Consider the following 22,914-nt stretch of genomic DNA (forward strand, 5'->3'; position numbering starts at 1 on the left):
CCGGCCTCTATGCGGGCGGAAGCGGCGCCCGCAGCTCGGCGGACGACCCCGCCGACCCCGCCGACGTCGACAGCGCTCGCGCGAGAGCCTCGACGTCGGACTCGTCGTTCCACAGGTGGAACGCGAGCCGCACGCGCCCCGCCCTGCCCGACGCCCGGATGCCCGCCGCCGCGAGTATCGCGAGGGCCGAACCGTCGGGGTCGGCCATCGTGACGATCGCCTGGTGCTGTCGAGGGATCCCGAGCGCATCGCACGTGAGGTCGCCGAGCCGGGACGTGTAAGCCCACACTTCCGCGATGTCGAGGTCGGCGAACATCCGGATGGCCGGTTCCGCCCCCACCCACACGGGCCACGCGGGTGACACGTCGAACGCTCGGGCGTCGGCGGCGAGGGTCATCGTGGGTCCGTAACACGATCGCCAGACGTCGTCGCCCGCGTACCAGCCGGCGTGCACCGGCACGAGGCGCGATTGCAGCTCGGCCGTGAGCGTGAGGAACGCTGCGCCGCGCGGTGCGCACAACCACTTGTAGGAGTGGCACACGGTCGCGTCGAAGAGCGACGCGTCGACGGGGTGCACGCCCGCCGACTGGGTCGTGTCGCACAGCGTGACGACGTCGTGCTCGGCTGCCGCGGCAACGATCGCGGGGATGTCGGCGACCGCACCCGTCGACGACTGGATGTGCGAGAACGCGACGAGCCACGTGTCGTCGGTGAGCGACTCGGCGAGGTCGGCGATCGCGACGTGCCTGACCCGCACTCCGGGCCTCTGCATGAAGGGGAACACGATCGAGCTGAAGTCGCCGTCGACGCACACGACCTCGGCACCCTCGGGAACCGCCTGAGCGAGGATGCTCGCGAGCACCGAGGTCTGCGAGCCGATCGCGACGCGGTCCGCGCCGATGCCCACGAGCCGCGCGTAGTGGGCACGCGTGCGTTCGACGATGTCGCCGTACCGCGCCGCGTCGTGCATCGCGGCGCCCCACAGGTCGAGGTCGGCACGCAAGGCGTCCACGGTGTCACTCGACGGGATGCCCATCGAGGCTGCGGCGAGGTAGCCAGGCGACGCCGTGAACGATGCGCGTGCGGCACGGAGTTCTCGCGACCACGAGGGAGTCTGTTCGAACGGCCCGGAGGTCGCAGAGGGTCGACGGCTTGTGGCCGCGGGGGGCTCTGTCATCCCCCCATTGTGGCGCGCGACGGCAGCCGGCGAAACCTGTGCGGCGCACGCCCCCGCGTTGTCAGCCCGTCGCACCCCAACCCGTGAGCGGCGCCCGCCCCTACGCCGTCGGCGCGTCGATCGCCCCGCCGAACCGCCGGTTGCGCGACGCGTAGACGCCGACCGCCTCCCACAACTGTTTGCGCGTGAAATCGGGCCACAGCGTGTCGAGGAACACCATTTCGGCGTAGGCGCTCTGCCACAGCATGAAGTTGCTCGTGCGCTGCTCCCCCGAGCTCCTCACGAACAGGTCGACGTCGGGAAGCTCGGGTGCATACAGCGCCTTCTGGATCGTCTTCTCGCTGATGCCCGAGGGCGACATCCTGCCGGCCGCGACCTCCGTCGCGATCGCGCGCACGGCATCCGCTATCTCGGTGCGTCCCCCGTAGTTGACGCACATCGTGAGGGTCAGGGTCGAATTGTTCTCGGTGAGCTTCTCGGCGAACTCGAGCTCGGAGATCACCGAGCGCCACAGCCGCGGCTTGCGCCCCGCCCAGCGGATGCGCACACCCCAGTCGTTGAGCTGGTCTCGGCGACGGTGCAGCACCGACCTGTTGAAGCCCATGAGGAACTTGACCTCGGCGGGCGAGCGCTTCCAGTTCTCGGTCGAGAACGCGTAGACGCTCAAGTGGGTGACGCCGATCTGCAGTGCTCCGGCCACGACGTCGAGGAGCGACGCCTCCCCCGCCTTGTGGCCCTCCACCCGCGTGAGTCCCTTGCCGTTGGCCCAGCGGCCGTTGCCGTCCATCACGATCGCGACGTGCTTCGGCACCGCGGCTCGCGGCAGCTCGGGCGGGTAGATGCCTGTCCAGTCGACGGGGCGGAAGTCGACGGCATCCTTGTGGGTCTTCGCGGTCACGGGCGGATCCTCGCTGCAGTGTCTTCGACGGTCGGGGACGGTTCGATGGATGCGGGCACCTCGCCGGTCGCGAACAGGGCGCCAATCGGCTGCCGCGAGTCCGGCGCGCGCGAATCGGGCTCGCGGTCCACGTGTTGCAGTGACCGCAGGCTGCGCTCGAGATGGAACTGGGTGTACGCCGCGACGACACCGCTCGCCATCGACCGGGTGCCCTCGGACGCGGCATCCACGGTCGGCCAGTCCCCCGTGAGGAGGGCGGAGAGGAGGCCGATCGTCGCGGTGTCGAGCCGGGGGGCGCCGGGCGGCGCGACCTCGTCGGCGACGACCCCACCGAGCTGCACGACGAACGCCGAGTGCGGCCCCGGCACGCCCGTCATGGCGCAGTCGTTGAAGCTCGGCGCCCAACCGGCGACGCTCAGCGCTCGCAACAGGTAGGAGTCGAGCGTCGAGCCCGCGCCGTGCTCGCGGCGCGACAGCGATCGCAGAGCGCCGACCAAAAGGAGGTACTGCTGCAGGCTTCCGTCGTCTTCGGTGACCTTGTCAGCCGTCTCGACCATCACGCTCGCGGCGGTGTAGCTCGCATAGTCGCCGATGATGTCGGCGCCGTACGACCCGAGCGACACGGCCTGGGTGATGATGTCGAGGCTGCGGCCCTCGAAGAGCTGCACGTCGGCGACCATGAACGGCTCGAGGCGCGCCCCGAACTTCGAGGCGGTGCGGCGCACGCCCTTCGCGACCGCCCGGATCTTGCCGTGCTCGCGACTGAGCATCGTGACGATGCGGTCGGCTTCGCCCAGCTTGTGGGTTCGCAGCACGACGGCTTCATCACGGTAGAGGGGCACCAGACGATTATCGGCGCTCGAGCCGGGAGGGCCGCATCCGCCCCGCCGTGGCGGCGGAGGGTCGGGGTGCGCGTGTCTGCGACCGGGTTTCGCTCGGTTGCGTCGGGCCGCATGCATCCGCTGGTCTCCGTCGCCTCTCGTGGTACGAATGGACTCGTGATCCCCGACCAGTTCGTCATCCCGCTGTGGGCGGACCTCCTGGCCATCGGCATCGGGGCACTGCAAGGCGCTGTCGTCGCGGCGCAGTTCCGCGACCGGCGCCTCGACCTCCTCGGGGTCGCCATCATCGGCATCGCAACGGGGTTCGGGGGCGGGCTCATCCGAGACGTGCTCCTCGCCGAAGTGCCCGTCGCCCTCGAATCGAACTGGTACCTCGTCGTCGCGACGGGCGCAGCCCTCTTCGGGATGTTGCTCGAGCGCATCTTCGAACGGCTCAACAAGGTGATCACCGTGCTCGACGCCCTCACGATCGGCATCTTCTGCGCGATCGGCACGACCAAAGCGCTCGCCTTCGGCCTGCCGGAAGTCCCCGCCGTGTTCGTCGGCACCCTCGCGGCGGTTGGCGGGTCGATCCTGCGCGACCTACTGCTCAACATGCCCATCGCGCTCATGCACGTCGGGTCGCTCTACGCGGTCGCTGCCGTCGGCGGTTCGGCGACCCTCGTCGTGCTGCTCGAGTTCGGCGTGCCCGTCGCGATCTCCGCGGCCATCTGTGTCGGGGTGACCTTCGGCATCCGCGTGCTGTCGGTGCTGTTCGGGTGGAGCCTGCCCGAGCAGCGGCGCATCGAGCGCTTGCCGCGCATCCGCCGCATCCGCGGCTTGCGGCGCCCGCGCTAGACGCCCGTCGGCCGCCGCGGTTGCCTGCCGCCCCGTCGCCCCCATCGCCCCGTCGCCCCCATCGCCCCATCGACCCCCGTCGCACCGTGGGAAATTCAGGAGAAGCCTGGCGCACCGCGGCGGCGCACCTCTGTCAGCGACCGAATGGCGCCCATCTCCTGATTTTCCACCGGGGCGAGCGGATGGGGCCACCGACGTGCGGTTGGGCGCCAACGCTCCGCGTCTGCCACTGCCAGCGACACTGCCAGCGACACTGCCAAGCGCCACCGCGATCGGCTCACCCCGTTGAGAATTCAGGAGTCGCGCGCACCGGCGCGCGCGCACCCACGAGCGGCACGGGTGTCTCATACGCGAGGTGCCGCGAACTCCTGAATTTGCAACAAAGGGTGCCGGCCGAGGCGAGTGGGGGTGAGGCGAGGGCGGGCTACGCCGTAACGAGCTCGCGGTCGTCCGCGGGCGTGCGCACGGCACGGTTCACCGCGGAGACGATCGCCTTGAGAGACGCGCTCGCGATGTCGGCGTCGATCCCGACCCCCCAGAGGCGGATGTCTCCGACGGCACACTCGACGTACGACGCAGCGAGGGCGTCCCCACCCGAACTGAGCGCGTGCTCGACGTAGTCGTAGACCTTGACGTCGACACCCTGCTCGGCGAGCACGCGCACGAACGCGTCGATCGGCCCGTTGCCGGTCGCGGTCGTCGCCAGGGTGTCGTCGCCGACCCGCATCTGCGTCTCGAGGGTGACGACTCCGGACATGTCGCTCGTCGTGCCGGTGCGGGTGAGTTCGAATCGCCCCCACTTCTCGTCGGCGTCGTCGGAGGGCAGGTATTCGTCTCGGAAGATCGCCCAGATCTGGTCGCTCGTGACTTCGCCACCCTCGGCGTCGGTCTTGGCCTGCACGACACCGCTGAACTCGATCTGCAGTTTGCGCGGGAGGTCGAGCGCGTGGTCGGTCTTGAGCAGGTAGGCGACGCCGCCCTTGCCCGATTGGGAGTTGACGCGGATGACGGCCTCGTAGCTGCGCCCGAGATCTTTGGGGTCGACGGGCAGGTACGGCACCGCCCACTCGAGCTCATCGACCGTGACGCCGCGACGCTCGGCCTCGACGGCCATGGCCTCGAAGCCCTTCTTGATGGCGTCCTGGTGTGAGCCGCTGAACGCCGTGTAGACGAGGTCGCCCGCCCACGGGCTGCGTTCGGGCACGGGCAACTGGTTGCAGTACTCGGCGGTGCGCTTGACCTCGTCGAGGTCGGAGAAGTCGATCTGCGGGTCGATTCCCTGCGTGAAGAGGTTGATGCCGAGGGCGATGAGGTCGACGTTGCCCGTGCGCTCGCCGTTTCCGAAGAGGCACCCCTCGATGCGGTCGGCGCCCGCGAGATAGCCGAGCTCGGCGGCGGCGACGGCCGTGCCGCGGTCGTTGTGTGGATGCAGGCTGAGCAGCACGTTCTCGCGGTGGGCGAGGCGCCGCGACATCCACTCGATCGAGTCCGCGTAGACGTTGGGGGTCGCCATCTCGACGGTCGCGGGGAGGTTGATGATGACCTTGCGCTCGGGGGTGGGTTCGAAGACCTCGATCACCTGGTTGCACACGTCGAGGGCGAACTCGAGTTCGGTGCCGGTGTAGCTCTCGGGCGAGTACTCGTAGAAGACCTCGGTGCCGGGGATGCTCGCTTCCGCGGCCCTGCACAGCCGCGCGCCCTCGAGCGCGATGTCGATGATCCCCTGCTTGTCGGTGCGGAAGACGACGTCGCGCTGCAGCACACTCGTCGAGTTGTAGAGGTGCACGATCGCCCGTTTCGCGCCCGCGATCGATTCGTATGTGCGGTTGATGAGCGATTCGCGGGCTTGCGTGAGCACCTGGATCGTCACGTCGTCGGGGATGAGGTCGCCCTCGATGAGGCTCCGCACGAAGTCGAAGTCGGTCTGGCTGGCGCTCGGAAATCCGACCTCGATCTCCTTGTAGCCCATGCGCACGAGCAGGTCGAACATGACCCTCTTGCGCTCGGGGCTCATCGGGTCGATGAGGGCCTGGTTTCCGTCGCGGAGGTCGACGGCGCACCAGCGGGGCGCTTCGGTGATGCGCTTCGACGGCCAGGTGCGATCGGGCAGATCGACGGGGAGCATCTCGTGGTACGGGCGGTACTTGTGGATCGGCATCGTCGACGCCGTCTGCGTGTTCTTCATGGGCTCTCTACCTCTTCGCTCGATTGGGTCAGCCGACGACGGACTCCGCGACGAGGTGGGCCTGGGCTAGGACTCGTCGCGGCAGCTAAGGAGAAGCAGACCGAACAACACGGTCACACGATACCACCGCGACGAGTCGGAGATCACAGCGTCTGCAGGGCCCGCACCGGCGAGACGCTCGTCGCCCGACGGGAGGGGGCGAGCGAGGCGACGACGGCGAGCACAGCCGCTCCCCCGACGATTCCGACGACGACCTGCCACGGCACGCTCGGCGCGACCAGTTCGCTGCCGAAGATGGAGCCGAGCAGCGACTGTGCGCCCGCCCAACCGTAGAGAACCCCGAGCCCGAGCCCGAGGCCCACGGAGGCGATGACCATCTGCGCGGACTCGGCCACGATCATCCGACGCACCTGGCGGGAGGTGAAACCGAGGGCGCGAAGCAACCCGAGCTCCCGAGTGCGCTGCAGTACCCCGAGCGACAGGTTGTTGACGAGGCCGACCGCCGCGATCACGGCCGAGAAACCGATGAGCGCGGAGAGCACCCCGAAGGTCACCCCGAGAACCTGGTTCGCTTCGGCCAGCTGGTCAGCGTCCAGGCCGGTATCGTCGAGGATCATCTGCTGGTACGACGCCGCGGCGACCGTGAAGGTCATGACGAGGGTCACGCCGATGACGAGCCCGATCGTGGCCCGCGTGCTTCGGGCCGGGTAGCGCAAAGCGTTGAGCGCGGCGAGTCTGCCCGCCGCCCCGCGGCCGAACAGCGCACCGACCGCTTTGAGCACGAGCGGCATGACGACGTGAGCACCGAGGATGATCCCGGTGAACGACCCGACGCCCCCGAAGAACGCGATGAACATGCCCAGCGGCGAGACGAGACCGACGACGACCCCCACGACGAGCAGGACGACACCTGACGCGATGAGGAGGAGCGCGATGACGTTTCGCCCCGTGCGGCGGCGGTTCTCACTGAAGTCCGGTTCGCCGGCACTCGCGGTCGCCTGGATCGGCGTCACGCTGAGCACCTTGCGCGAACCGACGAGGGATGCCGACCACGTGGTGACGACGACGGCCACGACGGGCAGGATCACGAGCGGGTCGATGAGGCGGTACGCGATGTCGGGGAGGTCGCCGGTGCTCACGAAGTACCTCGCGGCCCCGTTCGTGGTGACGAGGGCGAGCACGGCGCCGATGAGCGATCCGACGGCACCGACCACGAGACCCTCGCGGCCGATGGATGCGCGCAACTGGCGGGTGCTCGCACCGACGAGCCTCATGAGCGCGATCGTGCGAACCCGACCCGCCACGATGGTGCCGAAGGTGTTCGCCGTGACGACGGCTCCCGTGTACATCGCGAGCAGGATGAACACGCCCGCGACGGTCACGAGTGCCAACTGGATGGCGCCGTCGCCCATCGGGCCGACGACGTCGGTGATGAGACCCGTGGCCTGGATGAGGGAGACGCCGAAGAAGGAGCTCAGGGCCGAGACGACGATGGATGAGGTGTGCTCGCGCGGATTCACGATGCACCCTCGAGGCTGAGCATGAGGCTGCTGATCTCGTCGGGGGTGGACCGACCGAGCTCTTCGACGACGCGGCCGTCGGCGAGGATGACGATGCGGTCGGCGTAGCTCGCGGCGACCGGGTCGTGGGTGACCATCGCGATGCTCTGCCCGTAGGTCGAGCTCGCGGTGCGCAGGAGGGTGAGCACCTCGCGCCCCGTGCGGGAGTCGAGGTTTCCTGTCGGCTCGTCGGCGAAGACGAGGTCGGGGCGCATGCCGAGCGCCCGGGCGATCGCGACCCGTTGCTGCTGGCCGCCCGAGAGTTCGTGCGGGCGGTGCGAGAGTCGCTCGCGCAACCCGAGCGATTCGATCAGCTGGTCGATCCAGGCTCGCTCGTCGCCCGTCGGTCGGCGGCCGTCGAGTTCGAACGGCAGCAGGATGTTGCCTTCGACGTCGAGCGTCGGCACGAGGTTGAACGCCTGGAAGACGAACCCGATTCGGCGACGCCGCAAGACGGTGAGCTCGGAGTCGTTCATGCTCGTGATCTCGGTGTCTCCGACCCAGACGCGACCGGTCGTCGGGCTGTCGAGGCCCGCCGAGATGTGCATGAGGGTGGATTTGCCCGACCCGCTCGGGCCCATGATGGCGGTGAACTCGCCCGCGGTGATGCCGAGCGAGACGCCTTCGAGGGCCGTGACGAGGTTGGATCCGGATCCGTAGGACTTGGTGAGGTTCTCGACTCGGGCGACGAGCCCGTTGTCGGTGCGGTTGTGTGTCATGTCTTCGACGCTACGGAGGCCGCGGCGGTGGCGGATCGGGCGGGAGGTGCGCCTCGATACACCGGGAGGATGATCGCGCGTCGTCCGCTCGGTTATCCGACGAGCGAGTGTTCGAAGGCGAAGACGACGAGCTGCACGCGGTCGCGAAGGCCGAGCTTCGAGAGGATGCGGCTGATGTGCGTCTTGACGGTCGCCTCGCTCAGGAATTCGGCGCGCGCGATCTCGGCGTTGCTGAGCCCGCGGGCGGCGTGCGCGAAGATGCCTTTCTCGCGCTCGGTGAGTGATCGGAACGACGCGGGCTCGCTCGGCTTGGCGGAGCGCCCGTCGAAGTGCTCGAAGAGTTCGCGAGTGGCGGATGCCGCGATCACGGCGCTGCCCGCGTGCACCGTGCGGATCGCCGCGAGGAGGAACTCGGGGTCGGCGTCTTTGAGCACGAAACCGCTCGCCCCGGCGCGGATGGCACGCGTCGCCGCCTCGTCGAGGTCGAAGGTCGTGAGCACGATGATGCGCGGAGGACGCGCGCCCCGCGACTCGGCCGCCGCCACGATGCGCGCGGTCGCCTCGATGCCGTCGAGCACTGGCATCCGGATGTCCATGAGCACGACATCGGGCGAGTGCTCCTCGACGATCGCGACGCCCTCGAGGCCGTTGCTCGCTTCGCCGACGAAGTCGAGGTCGGGCTGGCTCGACACGACCATGCGGATTCCGGCACGGAAAAGGGCCTGGTCGTCGACGAGGGCGACGCGGATGGCGGGGGTCATGGGGTCTCCGGAGTTCGCGGGGTGGTCAGCGCCGTCGGCGCGGTCGATCGTGTCGTGGAGGGAGAGGTCACCGTCGACCCCGTGTCGAGGTGCGACGCCTGCACGGGGATGATCGCGGCGACGGTGAACCGGGCGTCGTCGTGCGTCACCTCGAGGTCGCCGCCCGCGAGGGCGGCGCGCTCCCGCATGCCCGCGAGTCCGTGCCCGAGGTCGAGCGCGTGCACGAGGGGCTCCCGCAGCGCGCTCACGATCGTGAGGCGCACGGAGTCGGGCGTCCACTCGAACGTGAGGCGGGCCGCCGTCGACGTGTCGGCGTGCCGGAGGGCGTTCGTGAGGGCCTCCTGCACGATGCGGTAGACCGCGAGTTGGGCGCCCGTGCTCATGACGTGCTGCTCCCCCGTCGACGAGACCTCGACATCGAGCCCCGACGAGCGCACCTGGGCGATGAGTCGGTCGAGGTCGTCGAGCACGGGCTGCGGGCCCGCCTGCTGGTCGTCACGCAATTGCCCGAGCAGCACGCGCACGTCGGCGAGGGCCTCGCGCGCCGTCGTCGAGATCGCGGTGAGCGAGGAGTCGACCGCGGCGGGATCGGCATGCCGCGCGTATCGTGCCCCGTCGGCCTGAGCGATCACGACGGCGAGAGAGTGGGCCACGACGTCGTGCATGTCTCTCGCGATGCGCGTGCGCTCCTGCTCGACGACGACATCGACGCGAGCCCGCGCGCGCTCCAGCTCGGCGACGGCACGAGCGAGGGTGTTCGCGCGAGACTGCGAGAAGGTCTTCGACAGCAGCCCGGCACCCCACGCGACGAGGAAGAGCGCGAGGAACGCGACGAAGATGAACGCGATCGGCACGAGGATGGGGAACGTCGGGTCGAGAGTCTGATCGGAGAGCCCGAGACGCATGGCCGTGTAGACCGCCACGGTGGCCGCGCCGACGAACGTCGACGCGAAACCGAGCCACTTCGTGACCCGGTTGCCGTGAGCCGACGTCGCGTAGAGCACGATGAGGATCGCGAGATTGGCCACCTCGGGAAAGCCGCCCGCGAGCATCTGCGCGATCGCCGCGACCCAGGCGAGGCCGAGGGCGAGACCGGCGTTGAGCCGCCAGAAGAACAGCGGCACGATCATGCCGATGAGCACGAAGGGCGACTGGTAGACGAGCGAGTACGGCACGACCATGATGACGAACGCGACCGCTGGTGCCACGAGATCGAACACCAGCTGCCCGCGGGTGAGTGAGCGGAACATCCGACTACCGTACGGCCGAGACGGCACGTGGAGGCCGCTCGAGCCCCTCGAGACGACTTGCGGCGGGCGGAATCATCCCCGCGATGTAGAGGGCGTCAGCCGTGTGCCCCGAGCGTCGCTCGATCAGAAGCCGAGACGGCCGAGCTGCTTCGGGTCGCGCTGCCACTCCTTGGCGACCTTCACCCGCAGCGAGAGGAAGACCTGCTTGCCGACGAGGGGCTCGATCTGCGCCCGGGCCCGCGCACCGACATCGGCGAGCCTCGAACCCTGGTGGCCGATGATGATGCCCTTCTGGCTGTCGCGCTCGACGAAGAGGTTCGCGAAGATCTCGACGAGGTCTTTGTCGTCGCGTTCGATCATGTCGTCGATCGTCACGGCGATCGAGTGCGGCAGCTCGTCGGACACCCCCTCGAGCACGGCCTCGCGGATGAGCTCGGCGATGCGGTCGACCACGGCCTCCTCGGTCACGGTCTCCGCGGGGTAGAGGGCCTGCGACTTCGGCAGAAGGGCGATGAGCTCGGTCGCGAGGGTGTCGAGTTGGATGCTGTCGACCGCCGAGACCGGGATGATCGCGTCCCACTCGCGCAGACCCGACACCGCGAGGAGCTGCTCCGCGACGGCGGGCCTCGAGGTCGAATCGATCTTCGTGACGATCGCGACCTTCTTGGCGCGCGGAAACGACTCGAGCTGCTCGTTGATGAAGCGGTCGCCGGGGCCGATCTTCTCGTCGGCGGGAACGCAGAACCCGATGACGTCGACGTCGCCGAGGGTCTCCTGCACGATCGCGTTGAGTCGCTCGCCCAGGAGCGTGCGCGGGCGGTGCATCCCGGGGGTGTCGACGAGGATGAGCTGGCCGCCCTCCGCGTGCGCGATGCCCCGGATCGCGCGGCGCGTCGTCTGCGGCTTCGAACTCGTGATGGCGACCTTCTCGCCGACGAGAGCGTTGGTGAGCGTGGACTTGCCCACGTTGGGGCGCCCCACGAACGTGACGAAGCCCGCCCGGAAGTCAGTGTCGGTCATCGTGTTCCCCGTTCGTGGAGTGTGAAGTGGATGTCTGCAGCGAGCCGAACGCCGCCTGGGCGTCGTGGAGGGCCGGATCGCGCTCGACGACGACAGTGCTCAAGCGCTTGCGGCGCCCCTCGGTGCGGTCGGCGATGAGCACGAGACCCGAGACATCCGCTCGCGAACCCGGGAGGGGAAGGCGACCGAGCGCTTTCGTCAGGAGCCCGCCGACCGAATCGACGTCGTCGTCGTCGAGCTCGATCTGGAACAGTTCGCCGAGCTCGTCGACCGGAAGCCGCGCGCTCACACGATACCGGCCGGGCTCGAGCTCCTCGATCTCGACGACCTCGCGGTCGTACTCGTCGGAGATGTCGCCCACGAGCTCCTCGATGAGGTCCTCCATCGTCACGAGCCCCGCGATGCCGCCGTACTCGTCGACGACCATCGCGAGGTGGTTCGACTCGAGCTGCATCTGACGCAGCATGTCGTCGGCCTTCTTCGACTCGGGCACGAAGACAGCCGGGCGGGCGAGCGCCGTCACGAGGGTCGCATCCATCTCGGTGGGCTTCTCGTAGCCGAGGCGCGCGACATCCCGCAGGTAGAGGATTCCGAGCACGTCGTCGATGTCGGTGCCGATCACGGGCATGCGCGAGTTGCCCTTCGCGAGGAAGAGCGCCATGGCGGTGCTGATCGTCTCGTCGGAATCGATCGTGACCATGTCGGTGCGCGGGATCATGACCGCGCGCACGACCGTGTCGCTGAACTCGAAGATCGAGTGGATGAGCTCGCGGTCCTCCTCCTCGAGCACATCGAGTTCGGTCGCCTCGTCGACCATGCTCAAGAGCTGTTCCTCCGACGAGAACGAGGTCGTCTTGGGTCGGCCGGGGGTGACCCTGTTGCCGAGCGCGACGAGGGCGGCCGCGACCGGACCGAGCAGCAGCCGGAAGAACCTCACGAGCGGAGCGGCGAACGTCAACAGGGCTCGCGAGTGCTCCCGCCCGACGCTGCGCGGACTCGAACCCACGAGCACGAACGAGACGATCGTCATGACGAGCGCCGACCACAGCAGGGCGAGCCACGGCTCGTCGAAGAGCGAGGCGAGCACGAGCGTCACGAGAACCGCCGCGGTCGTCTCGGCGACGACACGCATGAAGTTGATCGCGTTGACGTGGGCGCTCACGTCGCCGGCGATCGCCGTGAGCGAGCGCGTCGTCCGCGACGTCGACGCGAGATCGAGCAGATCGGAGCGCGACGTCACCGACAGAGCGGAGTCGACAGCGGCGAGAAGGCCACCGAGGCCCACGAGGAGTATCGCCGCGATGATGAAGAGGGTGTCCACGCTCAGCCGTTTCGGGACTCGGTGTCAGCGAAGGCGGCGAGGATCTCGCGCTGCAGGCCGAACATCTCCTTCTCCTCGTCGGGCTCGGCGTGATCGAAGCCGAGCAAGTGCAAGACGCCGTGGGTCGTCAAGAGCAGCAACTCGTCGAGAACGGAGTGCCCCGCCGTCTCCGCTTGCGCCGCGGCAACGGTCGGGCACAGCACGATGTCGCCGAGCAATCCCGCGGGCGTCGGCGAATCATCCGTGCCGGGACGCAACTCGTCCATCGGAAAGCTCAAGACATCCGTCGGTCCCGGCTCGTCCATCCACTGGATGTGCAACTGCTCCATCGCCGCCTCGTCGACGAGCACGATCGCGAGCTCGGCGTCGCGGTGCACGTGGAGTGACTCGAGCGCGAACGCCGCGACCTGCTGGAGGGCGGACTCGTCGACCTCGATCGCCGACTCGTTGTTGACCTCGATCGACATCAGCCGCGCCATCCCCTCGGACGACGGTCGCTCGCCGGCGGACGGCGATCGCGCGAACCCGGTTGCGTCGCGCCCCGACGCTCGGCACGGTTGGCGAACTCGGCCGCTTGCTCGCGCTCGAACTTCTGAGCCTGACGCTCGGCGTCGTACTTCGTGTAGGCATCGACGATGCGGCCCACGAGGTTGTGCCTCACGACGTCTTCGCTCGTCATGCGGGCGAAATGGATGTCGTCGATGTCGTCGAGAACGCGCGTGACGAGTTGCAGCCCGCTGGCACCGTTCGGGAGGTCGACCTGTGTGATGTCGCCCGTCACAACGATGCGCGAACCGTGCCCGAGCCGCGTGAGGAACATCTTCATCTGCTCGGGGGTCGTGTTCTGGGCCTCGTCGAGCACGATGAACGAGTTGTTGAGCGTGCGTCCGCGCATGTAGGCGAGGGGCGCGACCTCGATCGTTCCCGCCGCGAGCAGCTTGGGCACGATCTCGGGGTCCATCATCTCGTTGAGCGCGTCGTAGAGGGGGCGCAGATAGGGGTCGATCTTGTCGGTGAGCGACCCCGGAAGGTAGCCGAGCCGCTCCCCCGCCTCGACGGCCGGACGCGTGAGGATGATGCGCTCGACCTCCTTGCGCTGCAGCGCCTGCACGGCCTTCGCCATCGCGAGGTAGGTCTTCCCGGTGCCCGCGGGCCCGATGCCGAAGACGATCGTGTGCTCGTCGATCGAATCGACGTACGCCTTCTGCCCGAGAGTCTTGGGGCGGATGCTCTTGCCCCTGCTCGTGAGGATCGCTTGGCTCAGCACCTCGGCGGGGCTCGACGACGCGTCATCCCGGAGCATTCTCGCCGACGTCTCGACCTCGGGCTCACCCAGGTCGTGACCGCCACGCACCATCACGATGAGCTCATCGACGAGGCGGACTGCCGCGGCGACGGCATCAGGAGGCCCGGACAGGGTGATCTCGTTGCCACGCACGAGCACCTCGACGCCCGGATGCTGTTGCTCGACGGTCTTGAGGAGGCGGTCCTGCGGGCCGAGGAGGCGCACCATGGCGACCCCGTCGACGAGGATGCGCTCGGAGATCGGTTCGGTGCGCGCCGAATCTGTGCTCGCGGGGTTCGGGCGGGGTGGGTTCGTGCTGGCCGGGGTCGTTCCTGCCGGGTTCTGGCGGTCCGGAGACTGCTCACTGCGTGCCAAGGGTGCCTTCCTCGAGAGCCCCGCTGAGAACGTGGGCGTGAACATGGAACACGGTCTGCCCGCTGGCCGGACCGGTGTTGAAGACGAGACGGAACTGGCCGTCGGAGAGATCCTCGGCGATCGAGCGAGCAACGTCGACCATGTGGGCGAGAAGCTCGGGGTCACCCGCGGCGAGCCCGACGACATCGGTGAACGCCTCGGTCTTCGGGGTGACCACGACGTGGACGGGCGCTTGCGGTGCGATGTCGTGGAACGCGATGACGCGATCGTCTTCGAAGACGATGTCTGCGGGGATCTCGCGCGCCACGATGCGGCTGAAGATCGAAGGCGACTCGGGAGGCATGGTCACAGCTTAAACGCTGCCGCCGACGACGAAACCGCTGTTCTCCAGCGGCGCAACGTGTGCGGTGCGGTGCGGAGCGGGGCGGCACGAGGTAGCGCGGGCGGAACCGCTCACCACCGACCGAGGGCGACACTCAACACCGCGATCGCCGCGGGCCCCGCGGTGCTCGTGCGCAAGACGGTGTCGCCGAGCCGCACCACCTCAGCACCCGCCGCAACGAGGGAGTCGAGTTCACCCTGCGCCACACCACCCTCGGGGCCGACCACGACGACGACGTCTCGGCCGTCCGACTCGATGGCGCTCAGCGGGGTCGACGCCGTCGGGTCGAGAACGAGAAGGCGTGCGGAGTCGGCGAGCCGAGCGAGCTGCTTCGTCGACACGACGGGCGAGACCTCGGGCAACCACGGCCGGACAGACTGCTTCGTCGCCTCGCGCACGATCGCGGTCCAGCGGTCGTGACCCTTGCGGACCTTGGCGCCCTCCCACTTGACGATCGACCGCTGAGCCGCCCACGGAACCACACCGTCGACACCGAGCTCTGTCGCCGCCTGCACGGCGGCCTCGTCACGGTCGCCCTTCGCGAGGGCTTGGGCGAGCCACAGTGCGGGGCTCGCCGCGGGGTGTTCGACGACCGTCACGACCTCGACCACGAGCTGGGTGTGTTCGGCGACGGCCACGAGCCCCGTCACGACGAGCCCCGAGCCGTTTCCGACGACGAGCGACTCCCCCACCGACACGCGACTCACCGTCACCGCGTGACGCGCTTCGGGGCCGTCGATCGTGACGCGATCGCCCGTTCGGGCCTCGACGAGATCGTCGCTCAAGTAGAAGTGCGCCATCCGACCAGCTTCGCAGATCGCGGCGCGTGCGCCCGTCGCCCGTCGCCCCCATCGCCCCCATCCCCACCCTCTCCGTCGGAAATTCAGGAGGTGGGTGCCCGCCCGCACGCCACGTCGCCCACACCGCGCGTCAGTCACGAGCGCCGCGCGGGCATCTCCTGAATTTGCGACGGATCGTGCGCAATACCGACGGATCGTGCGCGTGGCATCCGTAGTCGAGTGCAGGCGACGAGGCGCTCTCTCGACACCCCGTGATGGAAATTCAGGAGACCGCTGTCAAGCCCAGCACCGTGACGCCGCGGTGGCGAGCGGAACACCGGCCACGGGCGGCCGTCTCCTGAATTTGCGACGGGAACGGGAGGTGGCGGATGACGGGAGCGGAGCCCGCCCGGGAGCGGAGCCCGCCCGAGGGCGGGCTCCGCGTGCGTCAGATGTTGAGGAAGCGGTCGCGGAGCTTCTCGAAGAGGCCCTGCTGGAACTGCGACAGGCTCGGAGCGTGCGCCTTGCGAGCCTTCGCGAGCTGTTTGACGAGGTCCTGCTCCTTGTGACTGAGCTTCGTGGGGGTCATGACCTGCACGCCGATCTTCAGATCGCCCCGGCCGCCGCCGCGCAAGCGCGTGATGCCGCGATCCTTGACCGTGATGACCTCGGCGCTCTGCGTGCCGGGCTTGATGTCGACGGTCACGTCGCCGTCGAGAGTCTTCAGCGTCGTCGTCGTTCCGAGGATCGCGTCGGTCATCTGCACCTCGAGGGTCGCGAGGAGGTCGTCACCGTTGCGGCTGTAGATGTCGTGGTGCCGAACCTTGATCTCGAGGTAGAGGTCGCCGTTGGGGCCGCCGGCGGGCCCGACCTCACCCTGGGAGGGCATCTGCAGGCGGAGTCCGGTGTCGACACCGGCCGGGATGTCGACGGGGATGCTGCGACGCGCGCGCACGCGCCCCTGGCCCGAGCAGGTCGGGCACGGGTTGGGGATGACGGTGCCGTATCCGCGGCAGGTGCCGCACGGGCTCGAGGTCATGACGTTGCCGAGCAGGCTGCGCACGGCGCGCTGGATCTGGCCGGTCCCGCGGCAGATGTCGCACGTCTGGGGCTGGGTGCCGGGGGCGCAACACGTGCCGTTGCACGTCTCGCAGAGCACGGCCGTGTCGACCTCGAGGTCGCGCTGAGTTCCGAAGACGATCTCTTCGAGGTCCACCTCGACGCGGATGAGTGCGTCCTGACCCCGCTCGCTCCTGCTGCGCGGCCCCGAACGGCCCCCACCGGCACCTCCGCCACCGAAGAAGGACTCGAAGATGTCGCCGAATCCGCCGAAGTTCTGCCCGCCGAAGCCGGCCTGCGGGCCGAGGTCGTACTGCTGGCGCTGCTGCGGGTCGGAGAGCACGTCGTAGGCGTGGGTCACCGACTTGAACTTCTCGGATGCGTCGGCGCCGGGGTTCACGTCGGGGTGCAGTTCGCGCGCGAGCCTGCGATACGCCTTCTTGATCTCCTCGGGGGTCGCCTCGCGAGAGACTCCGAGCGTTTCGTAATGGTCAGCCACGTGGTTTCCTTCTGATTGCTATCGATCGCGTCGCACTCGTCGCACCCCACCGCACGGCGGTGGACGACGGTCAGCGCGCGTCAGGGTGGTCGTCGCCGAGCAAGCGCGACAGGTATCGGGCGACCGCGCGGATCGCGGCCATGTTGTTGGAGTAGTCCATGCGGGTGGGGCCGAGCACGCCGAGCCTCGCGAGGTCGGTTCCCGTCCCGGCGTAGCCGCTCGTGAGCACCGAGGTCTCACCGAGGCCGAAGGAGGCGTTCTCGCGACCGATGCTGATCGAGAAGCCGTTCTCGTCGGGGGCCATCTCGCCGAAGAGGCGCAGGAGCGTCACTTGCTCCTCGATGGCTTCGAGCACGGGGTAGATGCTCCCGGAGAAGTCCTCTTCGGTGCGGGCGAGGTTCGCGGCGCCCGCCATGAGCAGTCGCTCGTGCCGGTTGGCCGCGACCTGCTCGATGAGGGTCGCCGTCACCCGCCCGACGACGCCCGCGCGCTCGGGAGCGAACTGGTCGTCGAACGCTTCGAGGCGCACGGCCGCTTCGGCGAGGCCGAGCCCGCCGAGGCTCGAGTTGAGCTTGGCTCGGAGCTCGCCGAGGAACGCCTCGTCGACCCCCTCTGCGACGTCGACGACGCGTTGCTCGACGCGACCGGAGTCGGTGATGAGCACCGTCATGACGCGAGTCGAGCTCAGCGGAACGAGTTCGAGGTGACGAACTCGCGACGTGCCGAGCGTCGGGTACTGCACGAGCGCGACCTGGTTGGTGAGTTGCGAGAGCAGGCGCACGGTTCGCGCGAGAGTCTCGTCGAGGTCGGCCGATTGCCCGAGGAATGTCTCGATGGCTTGGCGCTGAGCGGCGGTGAGCGGGCGCAGGTCGGCGAGCTGGTCGACGAAGACGCGGTAGCCCTTGTCGGTCGGGATGCGTCCCGACGACGTGTGGGGCGCGGTGATGAGCTCTTCCTCCTCGAGGAGGGCCATGTCGTTGCGGATGGTCGCGGCCGACACCCCGAAGGCGTGGCGCTCGACGATGGACCGGGAGCCGACGGGCTCGCGCGACTCGACGTAGTCCTGCACGATGACCCGGAGAACTTCGAGGCTGCGGTCGGACGCCATGTGCTCTCCCCTTCTCCCGACTGGCACTCACTGCAAAGGACTGCCAATTGTATCGCGACCTGCCGGGCGGGAGCGTTGCACGCAGGCTTTCCGCAGCACTACCGTATGACGTAGTCCATGGCGGGACCCGCCTGTTGGCGCGGGACCGCATGGCCGCACGCCGATCGCGGCGAGCGGTCCCTCCGCCTCGAAAGGCCCACCGTGTCGAATCCCTCACCGCAGCCGCAGCCTTCGGCTCCGCTGAGCGCCGCCGACGACAGGCAGTGGGGGTCTCTCGCGCACATCCTGGGCATTCTCGGCATCGTGCCAGCCCTCGTCATCTGGCTCATCTTCAAGGATCGCGGTTCCTTCACCGACACCGAGGGCAAAGAGGCTCTGAACTTCCAGATCACACTCCTCGCCGCCGATCTGCTGGGCTACATCCTGGTCTTCGTCGGCATCGGGTTCATCATCCTGCCGGTCGTCTTCGTGGCCCGCATCGTGTTCTCGATCATCGCCTTCCTCAAGGCCAAAGACGGACACAACTACCGCTATCCGTTCGCCGTCCGTCTCATCAAATAACAGCTTCTCACCACACCAACCGCACTCGGAGGAACCATGAGCGACAACTATCCGCCCAACGCCAACCCCTACTCGTCGGCTCCGCAGCCGATGAGCCCGGCAGACGAGAAGCTCTGGGCCACGCTCACGCACGTCGGAGGGATCTTCTTCAGCTTCCTCCCCGCGCTCATCGTCTACCTCGTGCTCAAGGACCGCGGCCCGTTCGTGCGCCAGCACAGCGCCACGGCGCTCAACTTCCAGCTCACGATGCTCATCGCGTCGTTCATCGGTGGCATCCTGACCGTCATCGTCGTCGGGCTCTTCGTGCTCCTCGCCGTGGCCGTCGTCGTCATCGTCTTCAGCATCATCGCGGCGATCGCGGCGAACAAGGGTGAGGCATACGCCTACCCGCTGACGATCCCGTTCCTCAAGTAGCCCGCGAGCTGCACCCGAACGAAGGCCCCGCCGCGAGGTGGGGCCTTCGTGCTGTCGTCGGGAGGCGCGCTCAGTCGTCGAGCAGGGCGCGCACGACGGCGTCGGCGAGCAGACGGCCACGCAGCGTCAAGACGACGGTGCCGCGCAGGGCGGCCGCCGGGTCGACGAGGCCGTCGGCGATGAGGGAGGCGACGGATGTGCGCCCCCGCGGCTCGAGCGACGAGATGGGCGTGCCGTCCCGCAAGCGCGAGGTCAGCAGAACCCGCTCGACGAATCGCGTGCGATCGTCGAGGGTCTCCCGCCCGGCCGCGGGTGATTCGCCGCGGCCGATCCGCTCGGCGTACGCGGCCGGGTGTTTGACGTTCCACCAGCGCACGCCGCCGATGTGACTGTGCGCTCCGGGGCCGACGCCCCACCAGTCCTCGCCGGTCCAGTAGGCGAGATTGTGGTGCGAGCGCTGAGCGGGAGTCATCGCCCAGTTGCTCACCTCGTACCACTGATATCCCGCGTCGGCGAGCATCCGGTCGGCGAGCTCGTAGAAGTCGGCCTGCAGGTCGTCGTCGGGGGCCTCGACTTCGCCGCGCCGGATCCGACGCGCGAGGGCCGTGCCGTCTTCGATGATGAGGGCGTATGCCGAGATGTGGTCGGGCTTCTGGGCGATCGCGTGCTCGAGTGAGCGTCGCCAGTCGTCGAGGGTCTCCCCCGGTGTGCCGTAGATGAGGTCGAGACTCACGTCGAGCCCAGCCCGCCTCGCCGCGTCGACGACGAGCGGAACCCGGTCGGGATCGTGGGTGCGATCCAGGGTCGCGAGCACGTGTGGCACGGCGGACTGCATGCCGAACGACACGCGCGTGAAGCCGGCCCGGGCGAGGGCTTCGAGGTAGTCGGCGTCGACCGAGTCGGGGTTCGCTTCGGTCGTCACCTCGGCGTCGGGCGCCAGACCCCACGTGTCGCGCACGGCGTCGAGCATCGCCACGAGGTCGCTCGCGGGCAGCATCGTCGGGGTCCCGCCGCCGAAGAAGACCGTCGACGCGCGACGCTCGGCCGCTCCGGACTGGTTAAGCAGGCGACCGGCGGCCTCGACCTCGGCGATCGCCTGGCCCGCGAAGTCGACGCGCTTCGCCCCGCGGAGTTCGTCGGAGGTGTAGGTGTTGAAGTCGCAGTAGCCACACCTCACGCGACAGAAGGGCACGTGGAGGTAGACGCCGAACGCTCGATCGGCCGAGCCCTCGGCGACGGAGCGCGGGAGAGCGCCGTCGAGCGGGGCGGGGTCGGCGAGAGGGAGGGCGCTCGGCATCCGCGTCAGTCGGTCGGCCCGGCGAGCACCCGCAGGTAGCGACGGGTGTAGAGGGCTTGCGCGATGCGGAGCGGAATGAAGAGGGCGCGCCAGTACCACGTGCTCGGCCGTGAGAACGCGGAGATCGCGAGCCAGACCGACCCGTCGTCGCCGCGTTCGACGATGAACGCCTCTTCGCCGCTCTCGGGGTGGCCCGCGAGCGTGCCGTAGGCGAAGCCGACACGGTCGGGCTCGTTGACGACGTAGACGACCCTCACGTTGGCGGTCACGGGGATCAGGAGGAAGCGGATGGTGAGCGTCGCCGTGTCACCGGGGACGAGATACGAGGCGCCGTCGGCGTTGAACGTGTCTTCGTCGGCCTCGGCGACGGTCGCCGACACCGTGGGGATGCCCGCCGTGTCGAACCCCACGGGAGTGTATGTCGCATCCGTGACGGCAGCGGGAGCGTCGGAGACTTCGACCCGGAACCCGGAGAGCCGCTGGATGCCCCACGTCATCGTCTGAGCGGATGCCCACGCGAACCTGTTGTCGCCGTGGCCGATGCGCTGGCGCTTCACGATCGATCGGAAACCCGCGGGTGGGAACACCGCGAGATCGGGCGCCTTGGTGCCGCCGATTGCGCCGTAGGTCACCGGTCGACGCCAGAGCGGAACCGCTTCGGACTCGGTCACGCGCTACTTCGCTTTTTTCTCGACGTCGCCCGAGAGTGCGGCGATGAAGGCCTCCTGCGGAACCTCGACGCGGCCGACCATCTTCATGCGCTTCTTGCCCTCCTTCTGCTTCTCGAGCAGTTTGCGCTTGCGGGTGATGTCGCCGCCGTAGCACTTGGCGAGCACGTCTTTGCGCATCGCGCGGATGCTCTCGCGCGCGATGATGCGCGCACCGATCGCCGCCTGGATCGGAACCTCGAACTGCTGACGCGGGATGAGCTCGCGGAGCCGACCGGTCATGAGCACGCCGTACGCGTAGGCCTTGTCGCGATGCACGATCGCGCTGAAGGCGTCGACCTGCTCGCCCTGGAGGAGGATGTCGACCTTGACGAGGTCGGACTCCTGGTCGCCGATGGGCTCGTAGTCGAGCGAGGCGTAGCCCGCCGTCTTGGATTTCAGGTTGTCGAAGAAGTCGAAGACGATCTCGGCGAGCGGCATCGTGTAGCGGATCTCGACGCGGTCCTCACCGAGGTACTCCATGCCGAGGAGGTTGCCTCGCCTGCTCTGGCACAGCTCCATGATGACGCCGACGTAGTCCTTGGGGGCGAGGATCGCCGCCTTGACCATGGGCTCGCTCACCGACGCGATCTTGCCGCCGGGGAACTCGCTCGGGTTCGTGACCGTCACCGTCTTCTTGTCGTCGGTCGTGACCTCGTAGATCACCGACGGCGCCGTCGCGATGAGGTCGAGACCGAATTCGCGCTCGAGGCGCTCGGTGACGATCTCGAGGTGCAGGAGACCGAGGAATCCGCAGCGGAACCCGAATCCGAGGGCCACGGAGGTCTCGGGCTCGTAGACGAGCGCGGCGTCGGAGAGCTTGAGCTTGTCGAGGGCTTCACGCAGCACCGGGTAGTCGGAGCCGTCGATCGGGTAGAGCCCCGAGAAGACCATCGGGAGGGGCTCGGTGTAGCCGGGGAGCGCGTCGGTCGCGGGCTTCTGCGCCGTCGTCACCGTGTCGCCGACCTTCGACTGGCGCACGTCTTTCACGCCCGTGATGAGGTAGCCGACCTCGCCGACCCCCAGACCCTGGCTCGGCGTCGGCTCAGGCGAGCTGACGCCGATCTCGAGGATCTCGTGAGTCGCGCGCGTCGACATCATCTGGATCTTCTCGCGCGGCGAGAGGTGGCCGTCGATCATGCGCACGTAGGTGACGACGCCGCGGTAGGAGTCGTAGACGGAGTCGAAGATCATCGCGCGGGCCGCGGCATCCGGGTCACCGACCGGTGCCGGGATCAACGCCGTCACGCGATCGAGGAGGGCCTCGACCCCCATTCCGGTCTTGCCACTCACGCGCAAGACGTCGTCGGGCGAGCCGCCGATGAGGCTTGCGAGCTCGGCGGCGTACTTCTCGGGCTCAGCCGCGGGGAGGTCGATCTTGTTGAGCACGGGGATGATCGTGAGGTCGTTCTCGAGCGCGAGGTAGAGGTTCGCGAGAGTCTGCGCCTCGATGCCCTGAGCCGCGTCGACGAGCAGGATGGCTCCCTCGCACGCGGCGAGGCTCCGAGAGACCTCGTAGGTGAAGTCGACGTGACCGGGGGTGTCGATCATGTTGAGCGCGTAGGTCTGATCGCCGAGCTGCCACGGCATCCGCACTGCCTGGCTCTTGATCGTGATGCCGCGCTCGCGCTCGATGTCCATGCGGTCGAGGTATTGCGCGCGCATGTTGCGATCGCTCACGACCCCGGTCATCGACAGCATCCGGTCGGCGAGCGTCGACTTGCCGTGGTCGATGTGCGCGATGATGCAGAAGTTGCGGATGAAAGCGGGGTCGGTCGCCGCAGGCTGCAGGGCCTTCTTCGCTATGGGAGACACACGTTCCTCTGGTGGTGCGGGCAAACTGGACATTCGATTGTCCCATCATCCCCGCGCGCACCCG

The 22,914-nt window shown here is 68.5% G+C and carries 22 protein-coding genes; 3 read left to right on the forward strand and 19 right to left on the reverse strand.

The genetic code is table 11. From position 1 onward, the window contains the following. Nucleotides 1-7: 7 nt before the first annotated feature. The 3 genes from ACLHG5_RS05105 to recO form a co-directional block, all read right to left on the reverse strand. Nucleotides 8-1,177, reverse strand: coding sequence for an aminotransferase class V-fold PLP-dependent enzyme (locus ACLHG5_RS05105; protein WP_411318033.1), 1,170 nt, complete (start codon nucleotides 1,175-1,177; stop codon nucleotides 8-10). Between the two features lie 100 nt (nucleotides 1,178-1,277). Beyond that, nucleotides 1,278-2,075 (reverse strand): isoprenyl transferase, encoded by a 798-nt coding sequence (locus tag ACLHG5_RS05110; protein WP_411318034.1) that lies wholly within the window; start codon nucleotides 2,073-2,075, stop codon nucleotides 1,278-1,280. Then, on the reverse strand, nucleotides 2,072-2,917 hold the full coding sequence (recO, locus tag ACLHG5_RS05115) for a DNA repair protein RecO (RefSeq protein ID WP_411315225.1): 846 nt from the start codon (nucleotides 2,915-2,917) through the stop codon (nucleotides 2,072-2,074). Before recO ends, ACLHG5_RS05110 begins: the two co-directional genes overlap by 4 nt. A 156-nt stretch (nucleotides 2,918-3,073) precedes the next feature. On the opposite strand from recO, the gene ACLHG5_RS05120 reads away from it, so the two are divergent. Next, nucleotides 3,074-3,754, forward strand: a complete 681-nt coding sequence (locus ACLHG5_RS05120) for a trimeric intracellular cation channel family protein (protein WP_411315224.1) — start codon at nucleotides 3,074-3,076, stop codon at nucleotides 3,752-3,754. 424 nt (nucleotides 3,755-4,178) lie between these two features. Here ACLHG5_RS05120 and leuA read toward each other — a convergent pair whose 3' ends face one another. From leuA to hrcA, 13 genes are all read right to left on the reverse strand, one after another. Continuing rightward, on the reverse strand, nucleotides 4,179-5,939 hold the full coding sequence (gene leuA / locus ACLHG5_RS05125; RefSeq protein WP_411318035.1) for a 2-isopropylmalate synthase: 1,761 nt from the start codon (nucleotides 5,937-5,939) through the stop codon (nucleotides 4,179-4,181). 143 nt (nucleotides 5,940-6,082) lie between these two features. After that, the gene (locus ACLHG5_RS05130) at nucleotides 6,083-7,459 is read right to left on the reverse strand and encodes an FtsX-like permease family protein (protein ID WP_411318036.1); all 1,377 of its coding nucleotides are present in this window, start codon (nucleotides 7,457-7,459) and stop codon (nucleotides 6,083-6,085) included. Next, complete coding sequence (locus ACLHG5_RS05135) at nucleotides 7,456-8,217, reverse strand: ABC transporter ATP-binding protein (protein ID WP_411318037.1); 762 nt, start codon at nucleotides 8,215-8,217, stop codon at nucleotides 7,456-7,458. Before ACLHG5_RS05135 ends, ACLHG5_RS05130 begins: the two co-directional genes overlap by 4 nt. Before the next feature lie 92 nt (nucleotides 8,218-8,309). Further along, complete coding sequence (locus ACLHG5_RS05140; RefSeq protein WP_411315220.1) at nucleotides 8,310-8,978, reverse strand: response regulator; 669 nt, start codon at nucleotides 8,976-8,978, stop codon at nucleotides 8,310-8,312. Continuing rightward, complete coding sequence (locus ACLHG5_RS05145; protein ID WP_411318038.1) at nucleotides 8,975-10,228, reverse strand: sensor histidine kinase; 1,254 nt, start codon at nucleotides 10,226-10,228, stop codon at nucleotides 8,975-8,977. The genes ACLHG5_RS05140 and ACLHG5_RS05145 overlap by 4 nt, the downstream gene beginning before the upstream one ends. 123 nt (nucleotides 10,229-10,351) lie before the next feature. Further along, nucleotides 10,352-11,248: a GTPase Era gene (gene era, locus ACLHG5_RS05150; RefSeq protein WP_411315218.1), complete on the reverse strand. Its 897-nt coding sequence runs from the start codon at nucleotides 11,246-11,248 to the stop codon at nucleotides 10,352-10,354. Next, nucleotides 11,235-12,569 carry a hemolysin family protein gene (locus ACLHG5_RS05155; protein WP_411315217.1) on the reverse strand — a complete coding sequence of 445 codons (1,335 nt, stop codon included), beginning with the start codon at nucleotides 12,567-12,569 and terminating at the stop codon, nucleotides 11,235-11,237. Before ACLHG5_RS05155 ends, era begins: the two co-directional genes overlap by 14 nt. 2 nt (nucleotides 12,570-12,571) lie before the next feature. Further along, complete coding sequence (gene ybeY, locus ACLHG5_RS05160; RefSeq protein WP_411315216.1) at nucleotides 12,572-13,036, reverse strand: rRNA maturation RNase YbeY; 465 nt, start codon at nucleotides 13,034-13,036, stop codon at nucleotides 12,572-12,574. Continuing rightward, nucleotides 13,036-14,082: a PhoH family protein gene (locus ACLHG5_RS05165; protein ID WP_411316297.1), complete on the reverse strand. Its 1,047-nt coding sequence runs from the start codon at nucleotides 14,080-14,082 to the stop codon at nucleotides 13,036-13,038. The genes ybeY and ACLHG5_RS05165 overlap by 1 nt, the downstream gene beginning before the upstream one ends. Nucleotides 14,083-14,215: 133 nt before the next feature. Further along, nucleotides 14,216-14,572, reverse strand: coding sequence for a histidine triad nucleotide-binding protein (locus ACLHG5_RS05170; protein ID WP_411318039.1), 357 nt, complete (start codon nucleotides 14,570-14,572; stop codon nucleotides 14,216-14,218). A gap of 110 nt (nucleotides 14,573-14,682) precedes the next feature. Continuing rightward, nucleotides 14,683-15,411 carry a 16S rRNA (uracil(1498)-N(3))-methyltransferase gene (locus ACLHG5_RS05175; protein ID WP_411318040.1) on the reverse strand — a complete coding sequence of 243 codons (729 nt, stop codon included), beginning with the start codon at nucleotides 15,409-15,411 and terminating at the stop codon, nucleotides 14,683-14,685. Between the two features lie 427 nt (nucleotides 15,412-15,838). Beyond that, nucleotides 15,839-16,948: a molecular chaperone DnaJ gene (gene dnaJ, locus ACLHG5_RS05180; RefSeq protein ID WP_411318041.1), complete on the reverse strand. Its 1,110-nt coding sequence runs from the start codon at nucleotides 16,946-16,948 to the stop codon at nucleotides 15,839-15,841. 70 nt (nucleotides 16,949-17,018) lie between these two features. Next, nucleotides 17,019-18,056 (reverse strand): heat-inducible transcriptional repressor HrcA, encoded by a 1,038-nt coding sequence (gene hrcA, locus ACLHG5_RS05185; protein WP_411315212.1) that lies wholly within the window; start codon nucleotides 18,054-18,056, stop codon nucleotides 17,019-17,021. A gap of 201 nt (nucleotides 18,057-18,257) precedes the next feature. On the opposite strand from hrcA, the gene ACLHG5_RS05190 reads away from it, so the two are divergent. Both ACLHG5_RS05190 and ACLHG5_RS05195 read left to right on the forward strand, forming a co-directional pair. Further along, nucleotides 18,258-18,617: a DUF4870 domain-containing protein gene (locus ACLHG5_RS05190; RefSeq protein ID WP_411318042.1), complete on the forward strand. Its 360-nt coding sequence runs from the start codon at nucleotides 18,258-18,260 to the stop codon at nucleotides 18,615-18,617. Nucleotides 18,618-18,653: 36 nt separating this feature from the next. Further along, complete coding sequence (locus ACLHG5_RS05195) at nucleotides 18,654-19,031, forward strand: DUF4870 domain-containing protein (RefSeq protein ID WP_411315210.1); 378 nt, start codon at nucleotides 18,654-18,656, stop codon at nucleotides 19,029-19,031. 70 nt (nucleotides 19,032-19,101) lie between these two features. On the opposite strand, the gene hemW is transcribed toward ACLHG5_RS05195, so the two are convergent. The 3 genes from hemW to lepA are packed head-to-tail and all read right to left on the reverse strand — an operon-like array spanning nucleotide 19,102 to nucleotide 22,850. Further along, on the reverse strand, nucleotides 19,102-20,328 hold the full coding sequence (hemW, locus tag ACLHG5_RS05200) for a radical SAM family heme chaperone HemW (protein ID WP_411318043.1): 1,227 nt from the start codon (nucleotides 20,326-20,328) through the stop codon (nucleotides 19,102-19,104). A gap of 5 nt (nucleotides 20,329-20,333) precedes the next feature. Next, nucleotides 20,334-20,999, reverse strand: a complete 666-nt coding sequence (locus tag ACLHG5_RS05205; protein WP_411318044.1) for a DUF1990 family protein — start codon at nucleotides 20,997-20,999, stop codon at nucleotides 20,334-20,336. Nucleotides 21,000-21,002: 3 nt separating this feature from the next. After that, nucleotides 21,003-22,850, reverse strand: a complete 1,848-nt coding sequence (gene lepA, locus ACLHG5_RS05210; protein ID WP_411318045.1) for a translation elongation factor 4 — start codon at nucleotides 22,848-22,850, stop codon at nucleotides 21,003-21,005. Nucleotides 22,851-22,914: the final 64 nt, after the last annotated feature.

This window comes from Marisediminicola sp. LYQ85 (genome assembly GCF_046600695.1).
Taxonomy (GTDB): Bacteria; Actinomycetota; Actinomycetes; order Actinomycetales; family Microbacteriaceae; genus Marisediminicola.

Excerpts from the sequence above, each read along its gene's own strand:
- ACLHG5_RS05105 (WP_411318033.1), bottom strand. The coding sequence starts at position 1,177 with ATGACAGAGCCCCCCGCGGCCACAAGCCGTCGACCCTCTGCGACCTCC.
- leuA (WP_411318035.1), bottom strand. The coding sequence starts at position 5,939 with ATGAAGAACACGCAGACGGCGTCGACGATGCCGATCCACAAGTACCGC.
- ACLHG5_RS05135 (WP_411318037.1), bottom strand. The coding sequence starts at position 8,217 with ATGACACACAACCGCACCGACAACGGGCTCGTCGCCCGAGTCGAGAAC.
- ACLHG5_RS05140 (WP_411315220.1), bottom strand. The coding sequence starts at position 8,978 with ATGACCCCCGCCATCCGCGTCGCCCTCGTCGACGACCAGGCCCTTTTC.
- ACLHG5_RS05145 (WP_411318038.1), bottom strand. The coding sequence starts at position 10,228 with ATGTTCCGCTCACTCACCCGCGGGCAGCTGGTGTTCGATCTCGTGGCA.
- era (WP_411315218.1), bottom strand. The coding sequence starts at position 11,248 with ATGACCGACACTGACTTCCGGGCGGGCTTCGTCACGTTCGTGGGGCGC.
- ybeY (WP_411315216.1), bottom strand. The coding sequence starts at position 13,036 with ATGTCGATCGAGGTCAACAACGAGTCGGCGATCGAGGTCGACGAGTCC.
- ACLHG5_RS05165 (WP_411316297.1), bottom strand. The coding sequence starts at position 14,082 with ATGGTGCGCCTCCTCGGCCCGCAGGACCGCCTCCTCAAGACCGTCGAG.
- ACLHG5_RS05170 (WP_411318039.1), bottom strand. The coding sequence starts at position 14,572 with ATGCCTCCCGAGTCGCCTTCGATCTTCAGCCGCATCGTGGCGCGCGAG.
- ACLHG5_RS05175 (WP_411318040.1), bottom strand. The coding sequence starts at position 15,411 with ATGGCGCACTTCTACTTGAGCGACGATCTCGTCGAGGCCCGAACGGGC.
- hrcA (WP_411315212.1), bottom strand. The coding sequence starts at position 18,056 with ATGGCGTCCGACCGCAGCCTCGAAGTTCTCCGGGTCATCGTGCAGGAC.
- ACLHG5_RS05195 (WP_411315210.1), top strand. The coding sequence starts at position 18,654 with ATGAGCGACAACTATCCGCCCAACGCCAACCCCTACTCGTCGGCTCCG.
- hemW (WP_411318043.1), bottom strand. The coding sequence starts at position 20,328 with ATGCCGAGCGCCCTCCCTCTCGCCGACCCCGCCCCGCTCGACGGCGCT.